This window comes from Microbulbifer sp. ABF4_143 (assembly GCF_056160225.1).
Window position 1 is genome coordinate 121,152 of record NZ_JBSWWT010000003.1, and the last position, 23,020, is coordinate 144,171.

Annotated in this window: 19 protein-coding genes; 12 read left to right on the top strand and 7 right to left on the bottom strand. The window is 66.4% G+C overall.

The window, feature by feature from the left end; genetic code table 11:
- Window positions 1-159 precede the first annotated feature (159 nt).
- The 11 genes from folC to ACXAF3_RS03570 all read left to right on the top strand — a co-directional run bounded on the left by folC (window position 160) and on the right by ACXAF3_RS03570 (window position 15,036).
- The gene (folC, locus tag ACXAF3_RS03520; RefSeq protein ID WP_475110899.1) at window positions 160-1,440 is read left to right on the top strand and encodes a bifunctional tetrahydrofolate synthase/dihydrofolate synthase; all 1,281 of its coding nucleotides are present in this window, start codon (window positions 160-162) and stop codon (window positions 1,438-1,440) included.
- Window positions 1,421-2,059 (top strand): SPOR domain-containing protein, encoded by a 639-nt coding sequence (locus ACXAF3_RS03525; protein WP_475110900.1) that lies wholly within the window; start codon window positions 1,421-1,423, stop codon window positions 2,057-2,059. The genes folC and ACXAF3_RS03525 overlap by 20 nt, the downstream gene beginning before the upstream one ends.
- Window positions 2,060-2,177: 118 nt before the next feature.
- Window positions 2,178-2,672, top strand: coding sequence for a CvpA family protein (locus ACXAF3_RS03530; RefSeq protein WP_475110901.1), 495 nt, complete (start codon window positions 2,178-2,180; stop codon window positions 2,670-2,672).
- 39 nt (window positions 2,673-2,711) lie between these two features.
- Window positions 2,712-4,199 carry an amidophosphoribosyltransferase gene (gene purF, locus ACXAF3_RS03535; RefSeq protein WP_475110902.1) on the top strand — a complete coding sequence of 496 codons (1,488 nt, stop codon included), beginning with the start codon at window positions 2,712-2,714 and terminating at the stop codon, window positions 4,197-4,199.
- A gap of 225 nt (window positions 4,200-4,424) precedes the next feature.
- The gene (locus tag ACXAF3_RS03540) at window positions 4,425-5,606 is read left to right on the top strand and encodes an O-succinylhomoserine sulfhydrylase (protein ID WP_475110903.1); all 1,182 of its coding nucleotides are present in this window, start codon (window positions 4,425-4,427) and stop codon (window positions 5,604-5,606) included.
- A gap of 417 nt (window positions 5,607-6,023) precedes the next feature.
- Window positions 6,024-6,935 (top strand): AAA family ATPase, encoded by a 912-nt coding sequence (locus ACXAF3_RS03545; protein ID WP_475110904.1) that lies wholly within the window; start codon window positions 6,024-6,026, stop codon window positions 6,933-6,935.
- Between the two features lie 4 nt (window positions 6,936-6,939).
- Entirely contained in the window at window positions 6,940-7,935 is a 996-nt protein-coding gene (locus ACXAF3_RS03550; RefSeq protein ID WP_475110905.1) for a DUF58 domain-containing protein, read from the top strand.
- Window positions 7,932-9,998: a transglutaminase TgpA family protein gene (locus tag ACXAF3_RS03555; RefSeq protein WP_475110906.1), complete on the top strand. Its 2,067-nt coding sequence runs from the start codon at window positions 7,932-7,934 to the stop codon at window positions 9,996-9,998. Before ACXAF3_RS03550 ends, ACXAF3_RS03555 begins: the two co-directional genes overlap by 4 nt.
- Window positions 9,995-11,221, top strand: a complete 1,227-nt coding sequence (locus ACXAF3_RS03560) for an MFS transporter (RefSeq protein WP_475110907.1) — start codon at window positions 9,995-9,997, stop codon at window positions 11,219-11,221. The genes ACXAF3_RS03555 and ACXAF3_RS03560 overlap by 4 nt, the downstream gene beginning before the upstream one ends.
- A 303-nt stretch (window positions 11,222-11,524) precedes the next feature.
- Window positions 11,525-13,297: a sensor domain-containing diguanylate cyclase gene (locus ACXAF3_RS03565; RefSeq protein ID WP_475110908.1), complete on the top strand. Its 1,773-nt coding sequence runs from the start codon at window positions 11,525-11,527 to the stop codon at window positions 13,295-13,297.
- Window positions 13,294-15,036: a sensor domain-containing diguanylate cyclase gene (locus ACXAF3_RS03570; RefSeq protein WP_475110909.1), complete on the top strand. Its 1,743-nt coding sequence runs from the start codon at window positions 13,294-13,296 to the stop codon at window positions 15,034-15,036. Before ACXAF3_RS03565 ends, ACXAF3_RS03570 begins: the two co-directional genes overlap by 4 nt.
- A gap of 30 nt (window positions 15,037-15,066) precedes the next feature.
- Here ACXAF3_RS03570 and ACXAF3_RS03575 read toward each other — a convergent pair whose 3' ends face one another.
- Genes ACXAF3_RS03575 through ACXAF3_RS03585 form a run of 3 tightly spaced genes read right to left on the bottom strand, consistent with a single transcriptional unit; the run spans window position 15,067 to window position 18,927 of the window.
- A complete protein-coding gene (locus tag ACXAF3_RS03575; RefSeq protein WP_475110910.1) occupies window positions 15,067-16,821 on the bottom strand; it encodes a sugar phosphorylase in 1,755 nt (584 codons plus the stop codon).
- The gene (locus tag ACXAF3_RS03580; protein ID WP_475110911.1) at window positions 16,818-18,044 is read right to left on the bottom strand and encodes a glycosyltransferase family protein; all 1,227 of its coding nucleotides are present in this window, start codon (window positions 18,042-18,044) and stop codon (window positions 16,818-16,820) included. Before ACXAF3_RS03580 ends, ACXAF3_RS03575 begins: the two co-directional genes overlap by 4 nt.
- Before the next feature lie 34 nt (window positions 18,045-18,078).
- The gene (locus ACXAF3_RS03585) at window positions 18,079-18,927 is read right to left on the bottom strand and encodes an HAD-IIB family hydrolase (protein WP_475110912.1); all 849 of its coding nucleotides are present in this window, start codon (window positions 18,925-18,927) and stop codon (window positions 18,079-18,081) included.
- Window positions 18,928-19,141: 214 nt separating this feature from the next.
- Here ACXAF3_RS03585 and ACXAF3_RS03590 point away from each other — a divergent pair, with 214 nt between their 5' ends.
- Window positions 19,142-19,477, top strand: a complete 336-nt coding sequence (locus ACXAF3_RS03590) for a DUF3175 domain-containing protein (protein WP_475110913.1) — start codon at window positions 19,142-19,144, stop codon at window positions 19,475-19,477.
- A 121-nt stretch (window positions 19,478-19,598) separates the two neighbouring features.
- Here ACXAF3_RS03590 and sppA read toward each other — a convergent pair whose 3' ends face one another.
- The 4 genes from sppA to arsC form a co-directional block, all read right to left on the bottom strand.
- Window positions 19,599-21,476: a signal peptide peptidase SppA gene (gene sppA, locus ACXAF3_RS03595; protein WP_475110914.1), complete on the bottom strand. Its 1,878-nt coding sequence runs from the start codon at window positions 21,474-21,476 to the stop codon at window positions 19,599-19,601.
- 79 nt (window positions 21,477-21,555) lie between these two features.
- The gene (locus tag ACXAF3_RS03600; protein ID WP_475110915.1) at window positions 21,556-21,915 is read right to left on the bottom strand and encodes a DUF2069 domain-containing protein; all 360 of its coding nucleotides are present in this window, start codon (window positions 21,913-21,915) and stop codon (window positions 21,556-21,558) included.
- Window positions 21,912-22,520 (bottom strand): NAD(P)H:quinone oxidoreductase, encoded by a 609-nt coding sequence (wrbA, locus tag ACXAF3_RS03605; protein WP_475110916.1) that lies wholly within the window; start codon window positions 22,518-22,520, stop codon window positions 21,912-21,914. The genes ACXAF3_RS03600 and wrbA overlap by 4 nt, the downstream gene beginning before the upstream one ends.
- Window positions 22,520-22,864, bottom strand: coding sequence for an arsenate reductase (glutaredoxin) (arsC, locus tag ACXAF3_RS03610; protein WP_475110917.1), 345 nt, complete (start codon window positions 22,862-22,864; stop codon window positions 22,520-22,522). Before arsC ends, wrbA begins: the two co-directional genes overlap by 1 nt.
- Window positions 22,865-23,020: the final 156 nt, after the last annotated feature.

The window sequence follows — 23,020 nt, forward strand, 5'->3', positions numbered from 1 at the left end:
GCAGGTCCGGTGGCGGCACTGCTACCGGTGTTTGTTTGCGGGACACGCCGTGAATCCATCCCTGGAGGCTTGTCGGCCGGGTCCCTCCGGCCGACAGTCTCGCAAACAAGCACCGCTATCAGTGCCTTCTCATTGAACTTCTGAGTAGCATTCGCGCCTATGTCTTCTCTTCAATACTGGCTCTCCCGCCTGGAGAAGCTGCACCCTACCGAAATAGAACTGGGCCTGAAGCGCGTGGCGGAAGTCGCGCGCGCGCTGGGCGTGGAAAAGCCGGCGCCGAATGTCATTACCGTCGCCGGTACCAACGGCAAGGGCTCCTGTGTCGCGGTTATGGAGGCGCTGCTGTGCGCCGCCGGCCGCTCTGTGGGCGCCTACAGCTCGCCGCATCTGCTGCGCTTTAACGAGCGGGTGCGCATCGGCGGGGCCGAGGTGGAAGACGCGGCGCTGGTGCGCGCTTTCGAGGCGGTGGAGGCGGCCCGCGGCCAGATCAGCCTGACCTATTTCGAGTTCACGACGCTGGCGGCGCTATGGCTGTTCCGCGAGGCGGGTGTCGACTACGCGCTGCTCGAAGTGGGGCTCGGCGGGCGCCTGGACGCGGTCAATCTGGTGGACGCGGACCTGGCCGTGATCACCAGCGTGGCCATAGACCACGAGGCGTGGCTCGGCAGCGACCGGGAGGCCATCGGCCGCGAGAAGGCCGGCATACTGCGCCCGGGCAGTCCCTTTGTCTGCGCCGACCCGGAACCGCCGCTGTCGGTGGTGTCCGCGGCCGGGGGACTCGCGGCTCCCAGTTACTTTATCGGGCGCGACTTTTTTATAGAGGCTGAGGGTACTGGTAGCGGCGGCTCGAACTACCGGTTCGGCGACCTGCGGATCGCGGTGCCGCCGCTCAGCCTGCCGCCGCCGAGTATCGCCGCCGCGATCACTGCGCTGGCGGTCCGGGGGGCGCTGCCGGAGCGCGGGCTCGAGCAGGCGTTGGCGGAGGTGCGCCTGGCGGGCCGCTGCCAGCGGATTCACTGGCGCCACCGCGAGCTGCTGCTGGATGTGGGGCACAACCCGGCCGCGGCGCAATACCTGGCGCGTTGGCTGCAGGCACACCCGGTTGCCGGCGATACCCACGCGCTGGTCGCGGCCATGGCGGACAAGGACCTGCCGGGGCTCTTCGCCCCCCTGCGGCATCTCGTGGATTCCTGGCATCCGGCGCTGCTGCCGGGCAATCAGCGCGCTGCGGACCGCGAGGCGCTGCTGGCCGGCCTCGAGCGGGCCGGCGTGGCACAGGAGCGGATAGACGGGCGCTGCCCCGGTGTGGCCGAGGGGCTGGAGCGGCTGCTGGCGGAGAGCGGGCCGCAAGACAGGTTGCTTGTGTTCGGATCCTTCTTTACTGTTGCAGCGGTTTTACAGCGGATACGAGAAGGCGGCGATGGCGGCTCGCGAACATAAACCCGCCCGCGGAGGGCGGCTGAACGACGGCTTCAAGCAGCGCATCGTGGGTGCGCTGGTGCTGGCCGCGCTCGCGGTCATCTTCCTGCCGACCCTGTTCGACCGCGAGGGCGCGCGCTATATCGACGTGACCAGTCAGATTCCGCCGGCACCGGATATCCAGCCGATCGAGATAGCGCCGCCGCAGCCGGTGGCCGACGTCGCGCCGGCACCGGCGCCGGAGCAGCTGTTCCAGCCGCAGTTGGTGGAACAGGGTTCCAATCCGGAACCGGAAAAGGTGGATGCGGTCGCGCAGGCCGCGCCAAATGAGGCCGAAAAAGCCGAGGAGCCGCAGCCTCAGCAAAAAGATACCTCTCCGGTGCTCGACGACAGCGGGCTGCCGATGGCCTGGGTGGTGCAGGTCGCCTCCTACCGCGAGGCGGCGCGCGCCGAGAAATTGCGCGGCCGCCTGCTGGACGAGGGTTACAGGGCCTACACCCGCGCCGTGACAACCGACAAGGGGCGCTTCGTGCGCGTCTTTGTCGGCCCCAAGGTCAGCAAGGCCGATGCGCAGGCGGTCAAGCGGGAGCTGGACCAGCTGCTGAAGGCCCAGACGCTGGTGCTGCGCTTCAAGGCCTGACGCGGCGCCGGCATTCCATCCTAATTTCGAACGGATCTGCGAACAGCTTCACGCGCTGGAACGCTTCAGTTAGAATGCGCGCTCTTCGCGGCAACAGCCGCCACGCAGGTAGGGTTGAATGAACTGGGCTGATTGGACCATTCTGGCAATCGTGGCCATTTCCACGCTGATCGGTCTCAGTCGCGGTTTTGTGCGTGAAACCCTGTCCCTGCTTACCTGGGTCGCCGCCTTCGTGGTCGCGATGATGTTCCGCGACCAGCTGGCGCCGCTGCTTTCCAACCTGGTGGATACACCATCGCTGCAGGCCATTGCCGCCTTCGCCATCCTGTTTCTCTTCACGCTGCTGGCCGGCGCCGGCCTGAACATGACTCTGTCGGCCTTCGTCGAGGCGACCGGCCTGTCCGGCACCGACCGGGTGCTGGGCATGGTGTTCGGGTTGCTGCGCGGCGCCATCATCGTGGTGGCGCTGCTGATACTGGCGCCGGCACTGGTGCCGGTGGAGCAGGACAGCTGGTGGCGGGAGTCGGCGCTGATTCCCCACTTCCTCGCCTTCGAGGACAGTGCGCGGGACGCGGCCGAGGCCATCAAGGGCTTTTTCGTAAAATTGTTTTAACGGGCGCCCGCGCCCCTCTCGACCAATAGGGCCAAGACTATGTGTGGAATTGTCGGAATCGTCGGTAAGAGTGACGTCAATCTGCAGCTGTATGACGCGCTCACTCTGTTGCAGCACCGCGGCCAGGACGCAGCCGGCATCGTCACCTGCGACAAAGACCGGCTGAACCAGCAGAAGGCCAACGGCCTGGTGCGCGACGTCTTCCGCGCGCGGCATATGGAGCGCCTGAAGGGCAACTTCGGTATCGGCCATGTGCGCTATCCCACCGCCGGCGGTTCCGGCCCGGCCCTGGCCCAGCCCTTCTACGTCAACTCCCCCTACGGCATCGCCATGGCCCACAATGGCAACCTCACCAACAAAGACCAGGTGATGGAGGAAATCTACCAGCAGGACCTGCGTCATATCAGCACCGATTCCGACTCCGAGGTACTGCTGAACGTCTTCGCCCACGAGCTGCTCGTGCAGCACAAACTGCAGCCGACGGCGGAAGACATCTTTACCGCGATGCGCGCGGTGCACAAACGCGTGCGCGGCGGCTATGCCTGTGTGGCGCTGATCGTCGGCTACGGTATCGTCGCCTTCCGCGATCCGCACGGTATCCGCCCGCTGGTATACGGCAAGCGCGAAACTGACAAGGGCACCGAGTATATGGTGGCCTCCGAGTCCGTCGCTCTGGACGTGCTCGGCTATACCCTGGTGCGCGACGTGGCGCCGGGCGAGGCGATCTATATCGAGCTGGACGGCACAGTGCATGCGGAGCAGTGTGCGGAAAACCCGTCCCTGACCCCGTGTATTTTTGAGCATGTCTACTTTGCGCGCCCGGACTCCATCATGGACGGTGTCTCCGTGCACAAGGCGCGCCTGCGCCAGGGCGAATACCTGGCTGAGAAGATCCTGCGCGAGCGCCCGGATCACGATATCGACGTGGTGATTCCGATTCCCGATTCCGCCCGCACCGCCGGCCAGACGGTGGCCTACCGCCTGGGGGTCAAGTTCCGCGAGGGCATGGTGAAGAACCGCTATATCGGCCGCACCTTCATCATGCCGGGGCAGAAGCAGCGCAAGAAGTCCGTGCGCCAGAAGCTCAACGCGATCGAACTGGAATTCCGCGGCAAGAATGTGCTGTTGGTGGACGACTCCATCGTGCGCGGCACCACCTGCAAGCAGATTATCCAGATGGCCCGCGAAGCGGGCGCTGCCAAAGTTTATTTCGCCTCCGCGGCGCCGGCGGTGAAGTATCCCAATGTCTACGGCATCGATATGCCGTCCGCCAGCGAGCTGGTCGCCCACGGTCGCACCACCGAGGAGGTGTGCAAGGAGATCGGAGCCGACTGGCTGATCTACCAGGACCTGGAAGACCTGATCGCGAGCTCTGCCGAGGGCAACGAAAACATCAAGCAGTTCGACTGTTCGGTGTTCGACGGCAACTATGTCACCGGCGATGTGGATGACGAATACCTGGAAAACCTGCACGCCCAGCGCAACGACGAGGCCAAGCAGCGCAAGGGCGACCAGGGCTCTCTATAACCCGGGAACGCCGGGCTTCGGCTCGGCTCGCGGGCCGCAGGCCCGCTCCCAACCGCGTACTTATCCGGTTTCATGGCGGCCCCGCTAGCGGGGTTAGTATCAAGTTCAGGGCTCCGATCAATTTCCAATCCCTTTCGTCAATCGCATCCAGTCTCCACGCTTTATTAATCCCTCTCCATCCTTCATCATTCAGCATTTCCAATTCAAACAAACCCGGGACGGTTTATGTTCGAAGACGAAGGCTATTCCCTGGAAACCCTGGCGGTGCGCGCCGGGCAGACGCGTTCACCGGAAGGGGAGCACTCCGAGGCGATGTTCCTGACCTCCAGCTACGTTTTCCCCTCCGCCGCCGAGGCCGCGGCGCGCTTTTCCGGCGAGAGCCAGGGCAACGTCTACTCCCGCTACACCAATCCCACCGTGCGCATGTTCGAGGAGCGCATCGCGGCGCTGGAAGGCGGTGAGGCGGCGGTGGCCACCTCCAGTGGCATGGCCGCGATCCTGAGCCTGTGTATGGCGCTGCTGAAAAGCGGCGACCACGTGATCTGCTCGCGCAGCGTCTTCGGTACCACCACCGCGCTGTTCGGCCGCTATATGGAAAAGTTTGGTGTGCGCGTGAGCTATGTGGACCTCACCGATATGGAAGCCTGGAAGGGCGCGGTAAACGGGGCCACCAAGCTGCTGTTTATGGAAACGCCGTCCAACCCGCTGTGCGAAGTGGCCGATATCCGCCAGTTGGCCGATCTGGCGCACTCCGCCTCGGCGCTGCTGGTGGTGGACAACTGCTTCTGCACGCCGGCGCTACAGCGCCCGCTGGCGCTGGGTGCCGATATCGTCGTGCACTCGGCAACCAAGTACCTGGACGGCCAGGGTCGCTGTGTCGGCGGTGTGGCCGTGGGCAGGAAGGAAATCATGGACGAGCTGGTGGTCTTCCTGCGCACCGCCGGTCCCAGCATGAGCCCCTTCAACGCCTGGGTTTTTCTGAAGGGGCTTGAAACCCTGAAGCTGCGCATGCAGGCGCACTCCAACAATGCGCTGGCGCTGGCCTGGTGGCTGGACGAACAGGAAGCGGTGGAGAAGGTCAACTACACCGGCCTGCCCAAGCACCCCGGCCACCTGCTGGCCGCCGAGCAGCAGTCCGCCTTCGGCGGCGTGCTCAGCTTTACTGTGCGCGGTGGCAGGGAGGCCGCCTGGAAGGTGATCGACAGCTGCAGAATCCTGTCCTGCACCGCCAACCTCGGCGACGCCAAGAGCACCATAGTGCACCCGGCCACCACCACCCACGGCCGCCTCAGCGAAGAGGACAAGGCCCGCGCCGGCATCACCGAGAACCTGATCCGTATTTCCGTCGGACTCGAGCATGTGGAGGATCTGCAAAAGGATCTGATGCGAGGGCTGTCGCAGCTGTAACTGGCGCCGTTTGTGACAGGCCGGGCAGAGCTCTTGTGTCAAACACCTATGATTAACTATTGGTACCGCCGCCTAGCGAATTGATTTGTGCCCTGTAGGAGCGGGGGGGGGGGGGGGGGGGGGGGGGGGGGGGGGGGGGGGGGGGGGGAGGGGGGGGGGGGGGAGGGAAGCAAAAAGAAGGGAAACAAAACAAAAAAGAAACAAAAGATGAAGGGACGCACGCCCCACCCCTCCTCCCCCCCCCCCCCCCCCCCCCCCCCCCCCCCCCCCCCCCCCCCCCCCCCCCCCCCCCCCCCCCCCCCCCCCGCTCCTACAAAGCGAAATGCGAAGCTCCCGGCACCGGAGCCGCTCCGGAGTCAGTGCAGGTCTCAACTGCCCGTGGACTCCAAAGAAAAACCGAGTAGTAATGGATTCGCCGTGCAAAAGATTATTTCCGCCATTGTCGCCGATATCGGCAAAGTCCTGTTGGGCAAGGAGCACCAGGTCAAGCTGGCGCTGGCCTGCCTCTTGTCCCGCGGTCACCTGCTGATCGAGGATCTGCCGGGCATGGGTAAGACCACCCTGGCCCACGCGCTGGCCCAGGTGCTGGGGCTCTCCTACAAGCGGGTGCAATTCACCAGCGATATGCTGCCGGCGGATATTCTCGGCGTGTCCATCTTTGAGCGCGATTCGGGCCAGTTCCGCTTCCACGAGGGCCCGGTGTTCAGCCAGCTGCTGCTCGCGGACGAGATCAACCGCGCCTCCCCCAAGACCCAGAGCGCCCTGCTGGAGGCGATGGAGGAGCGCCAGGTCAGCGTCGACGGCGAGACGCGCCCGCTGCCGGAGCCCTTCTTCGTTATCGCCACCCAGAACCCGCTGCACCAGTCCGGCACCTTCGCGCTGCCGGAGTCCCAGCTGGACCGCTTCCTGATGCGCATCAGCTTGGGCTACCCGACCCGCGAGGCGGAGCGGGCGCTGTTCCAGGGCGCCGACCCGCGCGCCCAGCTGCGCCAGCTGAAGCCCCGCATCGACGGTGCCACACTGAAGAAAATGCAGGCCCTGGTGGGGCAGGTGAAGGCCTCCGAGAGCCTGCTCGACTATCTCGAGCGGCTGGTGCTGCACACCCGCCAGAGCCCCGAGTGCGCCGTCGGCCTGTCGCCGCGCGGCGCCCTGGCCCTGCTGCATGCGGCCCGCGCCTGGGCCCTGATTCACGGCCGCGGCCACCTGCTGCCGGAAGATATCCAGGCCGTGCTGCCGTCGGTGGCCGGCCACCGCCTGCAGAGCGAGGGCGGCGACGGCAGCCAGCTGGTGGAGCGGCTGATGCGCCAGGTCGATATTATCGCGGCCTGATCCGATGCCCCCGTCCGCAAAGATCGCCCCCCCGCCCGCCGGCCGCTGGCAGCGGCTGGTAGAGCGCTGGCTGAGCCGCCGCTCGCCGCCGTCGCGCAGCGTGAGCCTCGACCACAGCCGGCTGTTTATCCTGCCCAGCCGCGCCGGCATGGGCTTCCTGCTGGTGATCGCGCTGCTGTGGCTGCTCGCCACCAACTATGAGAACAACCTGGTCTTCGCGCTGACTTTTCTGCTCGTCAGCCTGTTCGCGGTGCTGCCGGTGCACACCTTCGCCAACCTGTCCGGCCTGCAGTTGCGGCTGCTCGGCACGCGCCCTGCCTTTGCCGGCGAGTACGCCGAGGCGGAGATAGCCGTCAGCCGCAGTGGCGGCCGCGCGCGGGAGTGGATACGGATAAGCTGGCCACCGGAGGAGGGCGTCAGCCTGGATCTGGTCGAGCGCGACAGCGCCGATATCCGCGTTTCGCTGCCGGTGGTCGGGCGCGGCCGGGTGCGGGCGCCGCGGCTCAGGGTCGAGAGCCGCTTTCCGCTCGGGCTTTTCCGCTGCTGGAGCTGGATCGATCTGGATATCGAGTTTCTGGTCTACCCGCGCCCGCTTGCCGCCGGTCCGCTGCCGATCGGCGCCAGCGCGGGCGACGGGGAGTCCGCGCTGGCGTCGCGGCGCAGCGGCGGCGACGACTTCGCCGGCCTGAAAGCCTATAAGCCGGGCGACTCGCTGCGCCACCTGGCGTGGAAGCAATACGCCGCTGGCCGCGATCTCTACAGCAAGGACTACGACAGCCGCGCCGATGCGCGCCTGTGGCTGGACTGGGACCTGCTCGCCGGCCGCGACGTCGAAACCCGCCTCAGCAACCTGTGCCACTGGGCGCTGGAAGCGGAGCGGGCCCAGATCGCCTATGGTCTGCGCATACCCGGCACCACGCTGGCCCCGGCCTGTGGACCCGAGCACCAGCGGCGCCTGCTGACCGCGCTGGCGCTCTTTCCGCTACAGGGGGCCCTATGAGCCAGCCCCGTGACCGCCTGCCCCGCGAGAGCCTGCTGTGGATCTTCGCCGCCCAGTTCGCGGCGCTGCTGCCGCAGTTCGCGCGCCTGCCGCTGTGGATCGTCTGCGCCTGGGCCTTCGCCGTCTACTGGCGGCTCGAAGTCTACCGCGGGCGCCGCGATCTCCCCGGGCGCGCGGTCAAGCTGCTGGTGGTGGCCCTGGTGGTGGCCGGGCTGGCGCTGTCCTACCGGCGCTGGTTCGCGCTGGAGCCGATGGTGGCGCTGCTGGCGGTGTCCTTTACCCTGAAGAACCTGGAACTGGTCAGCCGCCGCGACGCCTTTCTGAGCCTGCTGCTGGCCTATTTCGTCGCCGCGACCCTGTTCGTCTACGAGCAGACGATCCCCTACGCCCTCTACGGCGTCGTCTGCGTGTCGATCATCACCGCCGCGCTGGCGGCACAGCTGGGCAGTTTCAGCGCGCGCCCGCGCCGCGCCCTGGGGCTGTCGCTGAAACTGTTGGCCCAGGCGGCGCCGCTGATGTTGCTGCTGTTTGTCGCCATGCCGCGCCTCGGGCCCCTGTGGGCGGTGCCCCAGGACGCCGGCGGCGCCAGCACCGGCATCAGTGACTCCATGACGCCGGGGGATTTCACCCGCCTGTCCAAGTCCGACAAGCCGGCCCTGCGTATCTCGTTCGACGGCCCGGTGCCGCCGCCGGAGCAGCGCTACTGGCGCGGCCTGGTCTACTCCGATTTCGATGGCCGCCGCTGGAGCCAGGGCTTTGGCGTCGATCCGCGCGACGGCGGTGTCGTGTACTGGAACGGTCGCGAGCAGCGGCTGCCGGAAGTCGGGCCGCGCTACCGCTACCGCGTGATCCAGGAGGCCAGCAACAGTCCCTGGCTGTTCGCCCTGGCGCGGCCTGTCTCCGATACCCGCGGTGTCGGCGAGACCCCGGACGACCGCATCGTGAAGAAACAGCCGGTATACAGCCGCTTCGCCTACGAGGTGCGCTCCTGGCCGCGGGAGACGCTGCCCGCTGCTGCCCGGCTGGGCGATTTCGAGCGCCGCCGCAACCTGCAGTTGCCGCCGGGGGGCAACCCGCGCACGCGGGCCTGGGCGGAGGAGTTGCGCAGATCCGGCCTCGGCGCCGAGGAGATCTCCGCGCGCCTACTGCAGTTCTTCAACCGCAGTTTTACCTACACGCTGAATCCGCCGGCGCTGGGCGCGGATTCGGTGGACGGCTTCCTGTTCGGCAGCCAGCAGGGCTTTTGCGAACACTTCGCCGGCAGCTATGTGTTTGCGATGCGCGCCGCGGGGGTGCCGGCGCGGGTCGTGGCCGGCTACCAGGGCGGCGAGTGGGTGGAACAGGAGGAATACCTGCTGGTGCGGGAATACGACGCCCACGCCTGGGCGGAGATCTGGCTCCCCGGGCGCGGCTGGCGGCGGGTGGACCCCACCGCCGCGGTCTCGCCGGAGCGCATCCGCGACGGCCTGCAGAGCGCCGCCGCGGACGAATTTATGCAGGACGCGCTGCTGCCGCTGCACCGCATCGATTTTCTCAACCGGCTGCGCCTGCAGTGGGACATGATCAACTACCGCTGGTACCAGGCGGTGGTCAGTTTCGACAGTGAAAAGCAGCAGAACCTGTTGCAGCGGCTGCTCGGCCGGGTCTCGCCGCTGCGCCTGGCGCTGCTTTTCGCCGTACCGGTGGCGCTGGCGCTGCTCGGGCTGCTGCTGTGGCTCTGGTTTGGCAACCGCGGCCGCCGCCTGCCGGTGGCGAGCCGCCTGTACCAGAAGTTCTGTCGGCGCATGGCCCGCGCCGGTATAGCGCGCCGCCCCGGCGAGGCGCCGCGGGATTTCGCCCGCCGCGTGCGCGCGGAAAAGCCGCAGCTGGCGCCGATGGCGGAGCTTGTCACCGCCGCGTTCGAAAAGGCCGCCTACGCCGATGACCCGGCGGCGGAAAAACAGCTGCGGCGCCTGCTGCGGCAGTGGTCTGTGGGGCCGAAGGCGCCGCGAATACCTGGAGCGGCCGGAGCGAGCCTCGCGTTCGGGCGCGGGAGTGGAAAGCCGGGAGCTGGCGACCGATGACGATGCCCCCGAGACTGAAACAATTCCTCCTCGGCTACAGCGGCACCTCGCTGGCCACCGGCCTGCAGGTGATACTGCTGCCGTGGATCGCGGTGGCGGTGGTGGGGCTGCCGGCGCTGCACCTGGGCTGGGTGCAGGCCTCTGTGCTGCTGCCGAATCTGGTGTTCCTGCTGTTCGGCGGCGCGCTGGCGGACAGGCGCGACCCCGCCTCGGTGGCGGCGCTGGCCTGTCTCGGCCTGGCGCTCTGCCACGGGGGGCTGCTGCTGTATTTCTCCTATCGCCTGCCGAATCTGGCCCTGCTGCTGCTCTACGGCGCCTGCCTCGGCATCTGCACCGCCTTCCTGCAGCCGGCGCGGGACAACCTGGTGCAGCGCAGCGCCCGCGACCGGACCGGGCAGACCAGCGAGAGCCGCGTACAGAAGACCGTGACCTGGATGATGCTGGCCCAGTACGGCGGCCAGGCGGTGGGCATGCTGCTGGCGAGCCGCTTCGACCAGTGGGGGGCGCAGATACTGCTGGGGATACAGGCCGGGGTGCTGTCGGTCGCGGCGCTCTTCCTGCTGTCGCTGCGCGAGCGGCGGGCGCCTGAAGCGGCGGAAAGCCGCCCCCACGCGCTGATTCTCGAAGGCCTGTCGCAGGCCTGGCGCCGCCCGGCGCTGCGCGAGCTGATCGCGCTGATGGCCTTCAACGGCTTTGTGCATATCGGTGTTTTCCTGGTGGTGCTGCCGCTGCTGGCCGCGCAGTACGGGCGCGGTGCCGGCTACTACGCCACGCTGCAACTGGCCTTTGTCGCCGGCACTGTCGCCGCCACCGCCGCCATGTTGCACCGCGGCCAGGGGGCGCAGCCGGGGCGCGGCATATTGATGTGCCTGCTGTACAGTGCCGCGCTGCTGGTGGCGATCAGCTTCGGACCAACCTCCCTCGGCCTGATACTGCTGTGCCTCTGTTGGGGCGCGGTGGCCGCCGGCTCGGCGGCGCTGGGGCGCGCGATAGTGCAGCTGTTCGCGCCGGCGGAATACCGCAGCCGCATCATCTCCATCTACCAGCTGGCGCTATTCGGCTCCGCCGCCCTGGGTGCCCTGGCCGCGGGCGTGCTGAGCGAATACGCCGCGCCGCTGACCACGCTGCTGTGGGCGGGGATACTCAGCCTGCTGGCATTCGCGCTGGCGGCCTGGAGCGGGGCCCTGCGGGATGTCGAACTCGGCGCGGGCGACGGGCGTTAGGCGGGGCTGCCCGCCGGAAAACGGCGCAACCGGTATAGCCCAAAGTGGCCAGTGGCGCGGTCTAATTTCCCCCCCATATTGCGCGAAATTGCAGCGACTTCGCCCTTCTGCAGCGCTGCTTGAATGATTGCACGCCAGTCCCTTAACCGCCTGCCCGAATGGGAATTACACTCTTCTCTAACGGAGCCCGGCCGTGCCGGCCGGCGCGGATAACAGCGATAACGGATTGCCAGGTCACCGCGGCGCATATCAGGTCCTCCGATAACACCAACGAGCGGGCACCTGACCGAGAGGCCTACCGACTTGCAAACGCCAGTTGCGAAAGGAGTTCGCGGAAGTTTCTGCCATTTCCTGACCGGGCTGCGCGGTCTGCCGCTGCTCTGTGCCCTGTTTGTCGGGAGTGCCGCGGCGGCCGAAGCCTATTCCCCGCGGGGAGGCGTCACCGTCGACGGCAGCGGCACCGGCCCGCTGGGCGCTAGCGCCGGCTACCTGGTGGAGCGGGGATCGCCCCTGGACCTGGCCGGGGCGCGGCGGGCGCTGGCGCGCGGCAGTTTCCGCGCGCAGAGTCGCACCGCCGCCGGATTCGGCATAGCCGCGCCGCCGGTGTGGATGCGCCTGGAGCTGATCAATCCCGGCGCGCAACCGCTGCGCTATTGCCTGCTGCTGGGCAAGCCCTGGCTGGACCGCCTGGATGTCTACCAGCTCCACGGCGGGCGCCTGCAGAATCACTGGCACAGCGGCGACGGCCGCCCGGGTGCCAGCTTCCTGGTTCCCGCGCTCGGCTACGCCCTACCGGTGACGCTGATGCCCGGGCGCACAGAGCTCTTCGTGCGCGCCTATTCCCCGGAGACCCTGATCCTGCCGGTTTCGCTGCTGCCGCCTTCCGATTTTGCCGCGACGGAGCAGGTCTACCGCTACCGCTACGGTGCCTTCTACGGCTTCCTGCTCGCCTTCGCGCTCTACAGCCTGATGCTCTACGCCGGCCTGCGGGAGCGCGCCCACCTGTACTACGCCCTGTACCTGTGCGGATTTCTCGCCCTCAGCGTGATATACACGGGCCACGGCTTCTTCTGGTGGTGGCCGCAGCAGACCGGATTGCAGCGCGACGGCCTTTTTGCGGCGATGGCGCTGTACGCCTGCGCGGGCTTCCTGTTTGCGGCGCGCTTCCTGCGCCTGCAGGAGCAGGCCCCCCGCTTGCGGCGCTGGATAGGGGGGCTGTCCGCGCTGGTCATCGCCGCCGCCGCGGTATTGATCGCCGCCGGGTGGCAGCTCGCCACCATCTATCTCGCCTATGCGACCTTCGCGGTGTTCACGCTGGGCATGCCGCTGCTCGGGCTCTTCGCCTGGGGCCGCGACCGGGTGAGCGCACGCCTGTTCCTGCCCGCGATTCTGTGCAGTATGGCCGGCCTGTCGCTCGGCCTGTTGAGCGCCTTCGGTGTCGTGACGGCCAGCGTGTGGACCATAGGCGCGGTCGAACTGGGCCTGGTGCTGGAGGCGGCTCTGCTCAGCTTCGCGCTCGGCAGTCGCATGCGGCGGCAGCGGCGGGACAGAGAGGAGGCCGAGCAGCTGGCGCGCACCGACAGCCTGACCGGCCTGTCGAACCGGCGGGCTTTTGTCGCCGATGCGGCGGCGGTCCTCGGCACAGCGCTGCGCCACCGGCGCCCGATCAGCGCGATACTGCTGGATATCGATTGTTTTAAGCAAATCAACGACCGCTTCGGCCACGAGCGCGGCGACCGCATCCTGGAGCGGGTGGCGCAGCTGCTGTCACGCTGCTGCCGCGAGGGGGATATCCTGGCGCGCTGGGGCGGTGAGGAGTTTGTGCTGCTGCTGCCGGAAACCGATCTGGTCCAGGCGATCGCCTTTGGCGAGCGGATTCGCCGCGAGATCGAGAAGAATCGCCTCGCCGCCGCTTTCCGGGGCGGGGCCCTGACGGTCAGCCTCGGCGTCGCGCAGCTGGAGTCCGAAACGACGCTGGGCGAACTGGTCGCCGCCGCGGACCGGCGGCTGTACGAGGCCAAGCGCCGCGGCCGGAACCGGGTGGTGCCGCCGCTGCCGGAGCGGGTGGTCGCATGAATATCCGGATACCGCCGGGTGTCGGCGGACTGATCCGCCGGCGGATTTTGCGCGGGGTCTGCGTCGCCCTGCTGCTGTGTGGCACCGCGCAGGCGGAGCCCCTGTTTTGGGACGGGGACTACCGCGAGCCCCTCGGCAGGCGCGGGGCCTTTCTGCTCGAGGCGGGCCCGCCGCTCGGTCTCGCGGACGCCTACGGGGCCTGGCGGCGCGGCGCCTTCGTCCCGGGGGACTACGCCATCGCCAGCTACGGCATAGGGGCGCGCCCCGTGTGGATGCAGCTGGAATTCCTGAACGGTGCGCACAGGCCGCTGCCGCGCGTCCTGACCCTGGGCAAGACCTGGATGGATCACCTGCATGTCTACCTGGTGCAGGACGGCCGCGTGCTGCGCCGCTGGAAAGCCGGCGACGCCCACCCGGCCGACGCGCGGCTGGTGCCGGGCGTGGGCTACCAGCTGCCGCTGCGGTTTCCGCCGGGCAGGAGCCAGCTTTTTATTCGCGCGCAGACCGCGGACCCCTTTGTGCTCTCGGCCCGGTTGCGCACGGCGGAAGAGGCGACGGCGGGCGAGCGCAGGGTTCAGTACGGCTACAGCCTGCTGTTTGGATTCCTCTGCGCCCTGATCTGCTACAACCTGATGCTGTACCTGGGTTTCCGCTCGCGCAGCTACCTCTACTACGCCCTCTACCTGAGCAGTTTTATCGCCCTGTGCCTGGCCTATTCGGGCCACGGCTTCCGCTGGTGGTGGCCGGAGCGGACTGAATTCCAGCGCTTCGTCATTCTGGTGTTGATGGTGGTCTACGGTTGCTGCGGTTTACTGTTTGCGGGCCGCTTTCTGAAGTTGCGCGAACACGCGCCGACAGTGGCGCGCTGGGTGGGCGCCTTCTGTGCTGCGGCACTGATACTGATGCTGTGCTTCGTGTGGGCGGGAAGCCAGGTGGACGCGGCGCTGCTGGCATTCAATTTCGCCATCCTGTTTTCGATCGCGATGGTCGGGCTCGGAGCGCTGTCCGTCCGCCACGGCCAGCGCGAGGGGCGCTATTTTCTCGGCGCGGCCCTGTGCAGCATGCTCGGCGTCGCCGCCACGACCCTGTCGGTGTGCGGCTTTATCCCGATGACGGTACTGACCTTTCACGGTGTCGAAATCGGTATGGCCCTGGAGGCCACACTCCTGTCGCTGGCGCTGGCCAGCCAGATGCGGGTCCAGGAGGACGCCTGCAGGTCGGCACAGCGGCTCTCCCGTATCGATACCTTGACCGGCCTGCCCAATCGGCGCGCCTTCTACGAGGATTCGGCGGGTGTCTGGAGCACCGCGGTGCGCCACCAGCGCCCCCTCAGCGTGATTGTGCTGGATATAGACCACTTCAAGTCCGTCAACGACCGCTACGGCCACCCGGCCGGGGACCAGGTCCTGGTGCAGGTGGGGCGGCTGTTGGCGAGATACTGCCGCGAGGGGGACAGGGTGGCGCGCTGGGGCGGTGAGGAATTTGTCGTGCTGCTGCCGGAAACCACCCTGGCCCAAGCCTGCCTGTTTGCCGAGCGGCTGCGCGGTGCCGTCGGCGGCCGCAGGCTGGTGGTCGGCTCCGCAACCTTGAGCCTGTCGATCAGTCTCGGCGCCGCCCAGCGCGGCTCCCAGGCGCTGCTGGACGAACTGGTCGCCGAGGCGGATCAAAAACTCTACGAGGCCAAGCAGCGCGGGCGCAACCGGGTGGTTCCGGCCCTTCCGCTGCAGAGCGCAGTGTAGATTCCTGTCTATTTATGCCGCCGCCCCGGGTTACCAGCGGTTGCTGATCCACATCGTCTGGTAGGGCTCCAGTGTCACCGAGCCCTGCATATTCTCGAACAGCTGCCCGCCGATCAGATCTTTCCAGCGCTCCGCACCCACCAGATTGATACTGGACAGCGGCAGCGTCTGCGGCGTGTCGGAAATATTGTTCAGGCAGAAGATATTCTGGCGCTGATTCATGCTCTGGCGCCAGAAGGCGAAGACCTGTTCGCCCAGGTGCAGGGTGAACTGGGTGGCGTTGGGGTGGAAGGCGGGCTGCTCGCGGCGCAGCTGGATCAGGTGGCGCAGCTGGTAGAAAACCTGGTGGTGGTGGCTGTCGGGGTCCTCGAGTTTTGCGTTGAGTTCGGACTCCTGCCACTGGCGCCGGTTGATGGCGCGGTTGTGTCCCTGGGCGGCCATGCGCCGGTAGTCGTTGGTGGATCCCACCAGACTGTGCAGATAGAAAGCGGGAATGCCCTCCAGCGCCAGCATGATCGCGTGGGCGCAGACAAAGCGCTCTATCTGCCAGCGGTCCTCGCCGGCGGTGGTGCCTTTCATCGCGTCGAACAGCGATATGTTGATTTCATAGGGTTTCCTGCTGCCGTCGTCCAGCGCGCGCCAGGAAACCTGCCCGCCAAAGTTTTCCATGGTCCGGATCAGGGTTTCCTGCTCCTCCTCGCTGAGCAGGCCCTCCACCGGCCGCAGACCTATGCCGTCGTGGGAGGCGATAAAATTGAAATAGGTGGTGCCGTTCTGCGCGGGCGGCATGCCCATCAGCCAGTTTTTCAGGTGTTGGCAGTTGCCGCTGACCAGGCTGTTGACCAGCAGCGGGGGCAGGGAGAAGTTGTAGATCCAGTGGGCCTCGTTGGCGTTGCCGAAATAGGACAGGTTTTCCCTGAGCGGAATATTGGTCTCGGTGATGATCACCACATTCGGGTCCGCGTGCTCTATCAGGCTGCGCAGCAGGCGCACTATCTCGTGGGTCTCCTCCAGGTTGATACAGCTGGTGCCGATCTTTTTCCACAGGAAGGCCACCGCGTCGAGGCGGAAGATGCGCACGCCCATATCCAGGTACAGACGTATGATGTCCACCATTTCCATCAGCACCTGCGGGTTGCGGAAGTCGAGATCTATCTGGTCGTGGCCGAAGGTGCACCAGACGCATTTGGAAGAGGAGCCGTTGGAAACGGCGCGCAGCAGCGGCGTCGTCCGCGGGCGCACGACGCCGGTGAGGTTTTCGTTGGGGTCGACGGTGACAAAGTAATCCTTGCCCGGCGATACACCCCGCTGGAAATTGATAAACCACTGGTGCTGTGACGAGCAGTGGTTGATCACCAGATCCGCCATCAGGTGGAAGTCGGTGCTGATGCGCAGGATATCGTTCCAGTCCCCGACGGCGGGATCCACGCGCCGGTAGTCGATCACCGCGAAGCCGTCGTCGCTGGAATAGGGGAAGAACGGCAGTATATGCACGCAGTTGATCAGCATCGTGAAGTGGGTCTTAAGGAAGTGGTGTAGTGCCTTCAGCGGATGCTGTTTTTCGCTGAGGATACTGTTGGCGTAGGTGATGACCACCACATCGGTTTCATCCCACAGGTTTTTGTGCGGCAGCGGGCTCTGGCAGTCCTCGTCCAGGCGCATCAGGTGCATCAGCTTTTTGGCCAGGGGTTCCGCTTCCCTGTCCGGATAGATCACCGCCAGGTGGTCGCACAGGCGCCGCAGAATTGCCTCGCGGGCGCACGCCTGGCGCTGGGTCTGGGTCATCGGCTGCCGTACTCCTCGAAGTCCGCCTCAACCGCTGCGTGCAACTCGCGCAGGAAACCCGGGGCGGCGCTGTTGACCCGGCTCCAACTGGGAATAAACGGGGTTTCCATCGGGTTGTCCAGAAACGCCTGGCCGGCCTTCATCAGGTTTCTGGCAAACAGTTCCACCGTCTGTTCCTCGCGGTGAATGTCGAAGTTCAGGCCGTTAATGATAGCGTCGTTGCGGTAGGTCTCCACGAAGTCCAGGGCGGTGCGGAAGTAGGTGGCTTTGATGGAGCGGAATATCTCGCTGGAGAAGACGATGCCCTGGGTGGCCAGTTTGCGAAACAGCGACTTGGCGATATCGATGGACATCTTCGACAGGCCCGTGTGATCGTCGTTGAAGGACACCGTCTGGTGTTTGTGGTCGTAGCAGTGGGCGATATCCACCTGGCACAACTGGTTGGCGGAGAAGTTGCGGTACATCTCCGACAGCACGCCGATTTCCAGGCCCCAGTCGCTGGGAATATGCAGGTTGTTGATCACGTCGCGGCGAAAGGAGAACTCGCCCGCCAGCGCGTAGCGGAAACTGTCCATGTAGGTCAGATAGTCGCTGTGGCCGTAGATTTTTTGCAGGGTGCGGATCAGCGGCGTGACCAGCAGCCGGCAGACGCGGCCGTTGATCTTGCCCGCGGCCACGCGCGAGTAAAATCCCTTGCAGAATTCGTAGCTGAAATTCGGATTGGCCACCGGGTAAAACAGGCGCGCCAGCAGCCTCCGGTCGTAGGTGAGGATATCGCAGTCGTGCAGCGCCACCGCCTCGCCCCTGCCGGAGGCGAGGATATAGCCGAGGCAGTACCAGACGTTGCGCCCCTTGCCGGGCTCGACCGGCGCCAGGCCGCGCTCGTGCAGCTTGGCATCCAGTTCGCGCAGGCGCGGACCGTCGTTCCAGAGTACGCGCAGGCGCTGCGGCAGGCACGCGAATTCCCGCAGCGCGTTCCGGTATTGGGACTCGTCGGCTCTGTCCAGGCCGATCACAATTTCCGACAGATAGGGCACCCGGGCCAGTTCCTCGAGGATTTTCGGCAGCGCCTCGCCCTCCAGCTCCGAGTAGAGGGACGGCAGCAGCAGCGACATGGGGCGCTGGCGGGAGAACTCCGTCAGCTCCTGCTCCATCTCCTCCAGCGGGCGGTCGCACAGGTTGTGCAGGGTGGTGATGGATCCGTTCTGAAAAAAATCGGTCACGGGAGACTCCTGTCCGGTTGTCGGGTGGCTTCTTCTATTGCTCCGAAATAGAAAATAGCTGTCCGATGGCCTCCTTCCAGCCACTCGGCCCCGGGGCTTCGCTGACGATCACGCGCTGGCCCGCGCGCGGCCGCAGTGCCGGGGGCGGCCGGTGGGGGGCGCGGATGACGACGGCGATATCCGCGACCGCCAGCATATCCAGGTCATTGGGGCTGTCGCCGGCGGCCACCAGGCGGTAGTCGGTTTCATGGTAGCGGCGGTAGCAGTCCAGCAGCTTCAGTGTGGCGGCGCCCTTGTCCGTCGGCCCCAGCAGGTGCAGGAAGCGGCCGCCCTCCAGGGTGGCGAGGCCGGCGGCGCGGGCGCGGCAAGCGAAGGCCCGCTTTTCTTCCCCGCTTCCGCGCCACAGCAGCGGCTCAGAGTAGTCGCGGCTCTGTGCCGCGCGCGCCTGCGCCGGCGTCAGGCCGGTCGCCTCGGCGATCTCCTCGCAGGAGGCGGCGGAGAAACTCAGGTAGGGAGCGCCCCTCTCTTCTGCATCTGCGCGCAGGTAGCTCAGCAATCGCTCCCGCGGCAATCCCGTTTCGATCAGCCAGAAATCGCCACGGGTCCGCGCGCCGGCGGGTCTCTGTGGAAAATAGCCGCTGGGAATACAAAGCGCGGAGCCATTCTCGACGATAAACGGGTGGCGGTTGCGCAGCCGGCGGCGCAGTTCGAGTATTTCCGAAAAAGTCTTGCTGCTGTTCAGGATGACCGGAACGCGCCGGGTCTCCAACTGCCGCAGCAGCGCGTCTACCGGGGCGTGGGAGTAGTCGTGGTGATCCAGCAGTGTGCCGTCCAGATCGCTGACGATCAGCCAGTCGCCCGCGGGTGGATTAGGGGTTGCCATCGCCTGAGTCGTTTGCCTGTGAAGCCCTTCTCATCTACCGACGTCCAAAAACAGTGCCAAGTGGGCATTATGGGCCAGCGGCGCGCCCGGGCGGTGCCATCTGGCGCCACAGGGACCGCCTGCACCGGTTTTGTCCCTCAAACACTGCCGATCCCGGGGCACCGGTGGTGCGCCGCGCCCTGTTCCGGTGCGCCGGCGGGCACAATATATTTCGGTGATCGACGGTTTAACGGTGGAGTCGGCGGTGGCGCAGGGGAAAAAGGTCAAATTGGAGCGCTGGTCGCAAAAGGTCACGCAGACCAGCGACGCGCTGGATCTGGAGCCCGGGGTCTTCACGCTGAAGGACCCGGGGGCCATAGCGCGCTCGCTGCAGCGCTCCGCGGAGCGCAGTGAGCGGCGCAAGTCTGATCCCTACCGCTCGGCGATGTCGATGCTGACTTTCTATATCAACCGCGCCGGGCGCAATCTGCCCGCGGAGCGGCGCCGCAGGCTGGAGGCGGCCAAGGACGAATTGCGGAAGCTGTACGGGCGGCCGCGACCGAAGCGGTAGGGTTTGAGGTGGGGCCTGTTGCCGGAGAGCAGGGGGGAATATGGTTGGGCAGGTGGGCCCCCCGTAGGAGCGGCCACCGGCCGCTCCTGCAGGGGGCTCAGGAGGGGGATCAGGAGGGGGATCAGGGCGCCGCGCAGCTCAGGCAGCGCACATAGAGGGCGCGCGGGTCGCGGTAGCTCTGCAGTTCGGCCAGGGGGGCCAGTGCCGGTTGCAGGCTGTTCAGCCAGGCGCCGAGGGGCAGGTTGGTCCCGACGGAATCGGACAAGACGGCGGCGATGCGGGCGTCCACATTGTCCGCCAGCGCGCGCAGCAGCTTTTCTCCCGGCGTCAGTTCGCGCTGTATTTCCACCACCTCGTAGCGCTCCACCTCGGCCAGTTGCGCGGCGTCGGCGATGGCGTCGTTGAGGTTGCCCAGCTCGTCCACCAGGCCCAGTTGCTGGGCGGCGCGGCCGGTCCACACCTGGCCCTGGGCTATCTTGTGCACCTCCTTCGGTGTGCTGCCGCGGGCCTCGGCGACGATGCGCAGGAAGCGCGCATAGGTGTTCTCCACGCCCTGTTGCAGCACGCTGGCCGCCGCCTCCGGCAGGGGGCGGTCCAGGCGCATGGTGCCGGCCAGTTCCGAGGTACCTACGCCGTCGTTGTAGATGCCGAGGCTCTCCAGGGATTCCTCGAAGGTGGGGAAGGCGCCGAAGACGCCGATGGAGCCGGTGATGGTGGACGGCGAGGCCCAGATACGGTCGCCGCCGGTGGCGATCCAGTAGCCGCCGGAGGCGGCCACGCTGCCCATGGAGATGACCACCGGGATATCCGCTTCGCGGGTGGCGAGCAGCTCCTGGCGGATGGCCTCGGAGGCGAAGGCGGAGCCGCCGCCGCTGTCGATGCGCAGCACCAGTGCGTCGACTTTCTTCTCGCGCGCGCTGGCGATCAGCTTGCCCAGGGTCTCGCTGCCGATCTGGCCCGCCGGCGCCTCGCCGTCGACGATGGCGCCACTGGCGGAGATCAGGCCGATCCTGCCGCTGTCCTTGGCCGGCTTCGGAATCTGGGTGCGCTTCTGGTTGCGCAAATAGGCGAGGGCGTCGATGGATTTATAGCCCGGTTTCTTTTCCTCCGCGCCTATGGTCTGCCGAAGCTCGTCGATCGCGATGCGGCGGCTGGCCAGCTGGTCCACCAGCTTGTTGGCCAGGGCCGCCTCGGCCCAGCTGCCCTCGTGCTGCTGCAGCCTTTCCGGCAGCTCGTCGATGAAAGTATCGATGCTCTCCGGCGGCAGGTTGCGCAGGCCGGTGACCTGTTCTGTGTACTCGCTCCAGAGTTCGTGCAGCCAGCGCTGGTTGTTCTCACGGGAGGCGGGGGACATATCGTCGCGGGTGTAGGGCTCGATAAAGTCCTTGTAGTCGCCGACGCGGAACACGTGGAAGTTGACCTTGAGCTTGTCCAGCGCGCTCTTGTAGTAGTTGCGGTAGGCGCCGAAGCCGGTCAGCAGCACCGACCCCATCGGGTTCAGGTAGATCTTGTCGGCGTGGCTGGCGAGGAAGTACTGGGCCTGGGTGTAGTTGTCGCCGATGGCGTAGATGGGCTTGTCGGCGGCCTTGAAGCGCTGCAGCGCGGCGCCGACTTCCTCCAGCTTGCTCAGGTTGGCGCCGACCATATAGTCCAGTTCCAGCACCAGTGACGAGATACGCTTGTCCTTGGCGGCGCTGTCGATCGCATCCACCAGGTCCTTGACGCGCACCTCCACCGGCCCCGGCGGGCCGCCGAGAAAAGCGGGCAGGCTGCTGGGCCGGGAGACCTCGTCGACCAGGAAGCCGCTGGGGGCCACCCGCAGAGCCGCGCCCTGGGGAATCGTCAGCGCCTCCTCCTTGCCGAAGATGGCGATGCCGATAAACAGCAACAGCAGCAGGAACAGCAGGTTGGTGAAGACGCGGCGCAGCCAGGTGACGGTAGCGCCTATGGCGCCGAAGAAGCGGCGGATAAATCCTTTCTGATGGGGTGAATCAGTCAACCTCAAAACTCCTTAGCGCATTCGGGGTGGCTACATTTTGCGCAGACATTGTATTTGGCGCCGGGGCAGCTGCAGGGGGTTACTGCAGGCGCTGCCAGCGGCTGGTCATCATCGCGGAGAAGAATAGGGTAAGGCTCAACACCAATAGTACGCCATGCTGCCAGCCGCGCCCGGGCATCATTACGTCGACAATAGCGGCGGTGATATACAGCAGCAGGATAAAACACAACCACAAATAGCTGCGGTAATTGCTTTTCAGCAGCCCCGGCAGAACCAACAACAGGGGCAGCACCTGCAGCAGCCACCACTTGACGGAGCCGCCGGGCAGGAACAGGTTCCAGGCGGTGAACAGCAGCATCAGGCCGATATAACAGGCCCAGTTCAGGCGCCGGGCGATGCGCAGCTTGCGCGCGACGGAGTTGTCGCCTGCGCTGCTCACGCGGGAATCTCCAGGTTGCGGGCCAGTTTGCCGATACGCTCGCCCAGGGCGCGGCACAGGCTGATCTCGTCTTCGCTCAGCGCGCCATCGCCGCCGCCGGACCAGTGGGAGGCGCCGTAGGGGGTGCCGCCGCTCTTGGTGTGGGTCAGTGCCGGCTCGGAGTAGGGGATACCGGCGATCAACATACCGTGGTGCAGCAGAGGCAGCATCATCGATATCAGCGTGCTCTCCTGGCCGCCGTGCAGGCTGCCGGTGGCCGTGAACACCGCGGCGGGTTTGCCCGACAGGCTGCCCTCCAGCCAGATGTCGCTGGTCTGGTCGAGGAAATAGCGCAGCGGCGCGGCCATGTTGCCGAAGCGGGTGGGGCTGCCGAGCAGCAGCCCGGCGCAGTTGCGCAGGTCGTCGCTGGTGCAGTAGGGGGCGCCCTCGTCCGGCACCGGCGGCAGGCTGGCCTCGGTATCCGGGGACACCCTGGGCACGGTGCGCAGGCGTGCGGCTATGCCGGCGGCTTCGACGCCGCGCGCGAGTTCCGCGGCCATCCTGGCGGTGGCGCCGTTGCGGGAGTAGTAGAGGATCAGCACATAGGCTTCGGCATCCCGCGCCATCAAATCAGCTCCAGCACATTTTCCGGCGGGCGGCCGAGCACGGCCCTGTCACCCTTCACCACGATCGGGCGCTGAATCAGTATCGGGTGCTGCACCATGGCGTCGAGCAGCTGCTCTTCGCTGAGGCTCCTGTCTTTGAGTTGCAGTTCTTTGTAGGCGTCCTCGCCGCTGCGCAGCAGTTCGCGCGCGCCGATGCCGAGCTTTTGCAGCAGATCGGCCAGGGTCTCCCGGGACGGGGGCGTCTCCAGGTAGAGGACCACTTCCGGCTCAATGCCATTGTCCTGCAGCAGCTGCAGGGTCTGACGGGATTTTGAACAACGGGGGTTGTGGTAAATCGTCCACATATTGGCGGCATCCTGTTAAGGTTTGGCGTATTCTAACCGAATAATGTTTTGGAGTTCTAAACCGGTTGAGGCCCTTTGGGGCCAGGGATGTATTCACAGCGTGTCCCGGAAAGCTGCCCCCGGACAGCTCCGCTCAGAACTCGAACAACAACAAAA

What these genes read in the sequence shown, in the direction of transcription:
- ACXAF3_RS03540 (WP_475110903.1), top strand. Translation starts at nt 4,425, where the DNA reads ATGTTCGAAGACGAAGGCTATTCCCTGGAAACCCTGGCGGTGCGCGCC.
- ACXAF3_RS03570 (WP_475110909.1), top strand. Translation starts at nt 13,294, where the DNA reads ATGAATATCCGGATACCGCCGGGTGTCGGCGGACTGATCCGCCGGCGG.
- ACXAF3_RS03585 (WP_475110912.1), bottom strand. Translation starts at nt 18,927, where the DNA reads ATGGCAACCCCTAATCCACCCGCGGGCGACTGGCTGATCGTCAGCGAT.
- ACXAF3_RS03550 (WP_475110905.1), top strand. Translation starts at nt 6,940, where the DNA reads ATGCCCCCGTCCGCAAAGATCGCCCCCCCGCCCGCCGGCCGCTGGCAG.
- ACXAF3_RS03560 (WP_475110907.1), top strand. Translation starts at nt 9,995, where the DNA reads ATGACGATGCCCCCGAGACTGAAACAATTCCTCCTCGGCTACAGCGGC.
- arsC (WP_475110917.1), bottom strand. Translation starts at nt 22,864, where the DNA reads ATGTGGACGATTTACCACAACCCCCGTTGTTCAAAATCCCGTCAGACC.
- ACXAF3_RS03575 (WP_475110910.1), bottom strand. Translation starts at nt 16,821, where the DNA reads ATGACCCAGACCCAGCGCCAGGCGTGCGCCCGCGAGGCAATTCTGCGG.
- folC (WP_475110899.1), top strand. Translation starts at nt 160, where the DNA reads ATGTCTTCTCTTCAATACTGGCTCTCCCGCCTGGAGAAGCTGCACCCT.
- wrbA (WP_475110916.1), bottom strand. Translation starts at nt 22,520, where the DNA reads ATGGCGCGGGATGCCGAAGCCTATGTGCTGATCCTCTACTACTCCCGC.
- ACXAF3_RS03525 (WP_475110900.1), top strand. Translation starts at nt 1,421, where the DNA reads ATGGCGGCTCGCGAACATAAACCCGCCCGCGGAGGGCGGCTGAACGAC.
- ACXAF3_RS03530 (WP_475110901.1), top strand. Translation starts at nt 2,178, where the DNA reads ATGAACTGGGCTGATTGGACCATTCTGGCAATCGTGGCCATTTCCACG.
- ACXAF3_RS03555 (WP_475110906.1), top strand. Translation starts at nt 7,932, where the DNA reads ATGAGCCAGCCCCGTGACCGCCTGCCCCGCGAGAGCCTGCTGTGGATC.
- purF (WP_475110902.1), top strand. Translation starts at nt 2,712, where the DNA reads ATGTGTGGAATTGTCGGAATCGTCGGTAAGAGTGACGTCAATCTGCAG.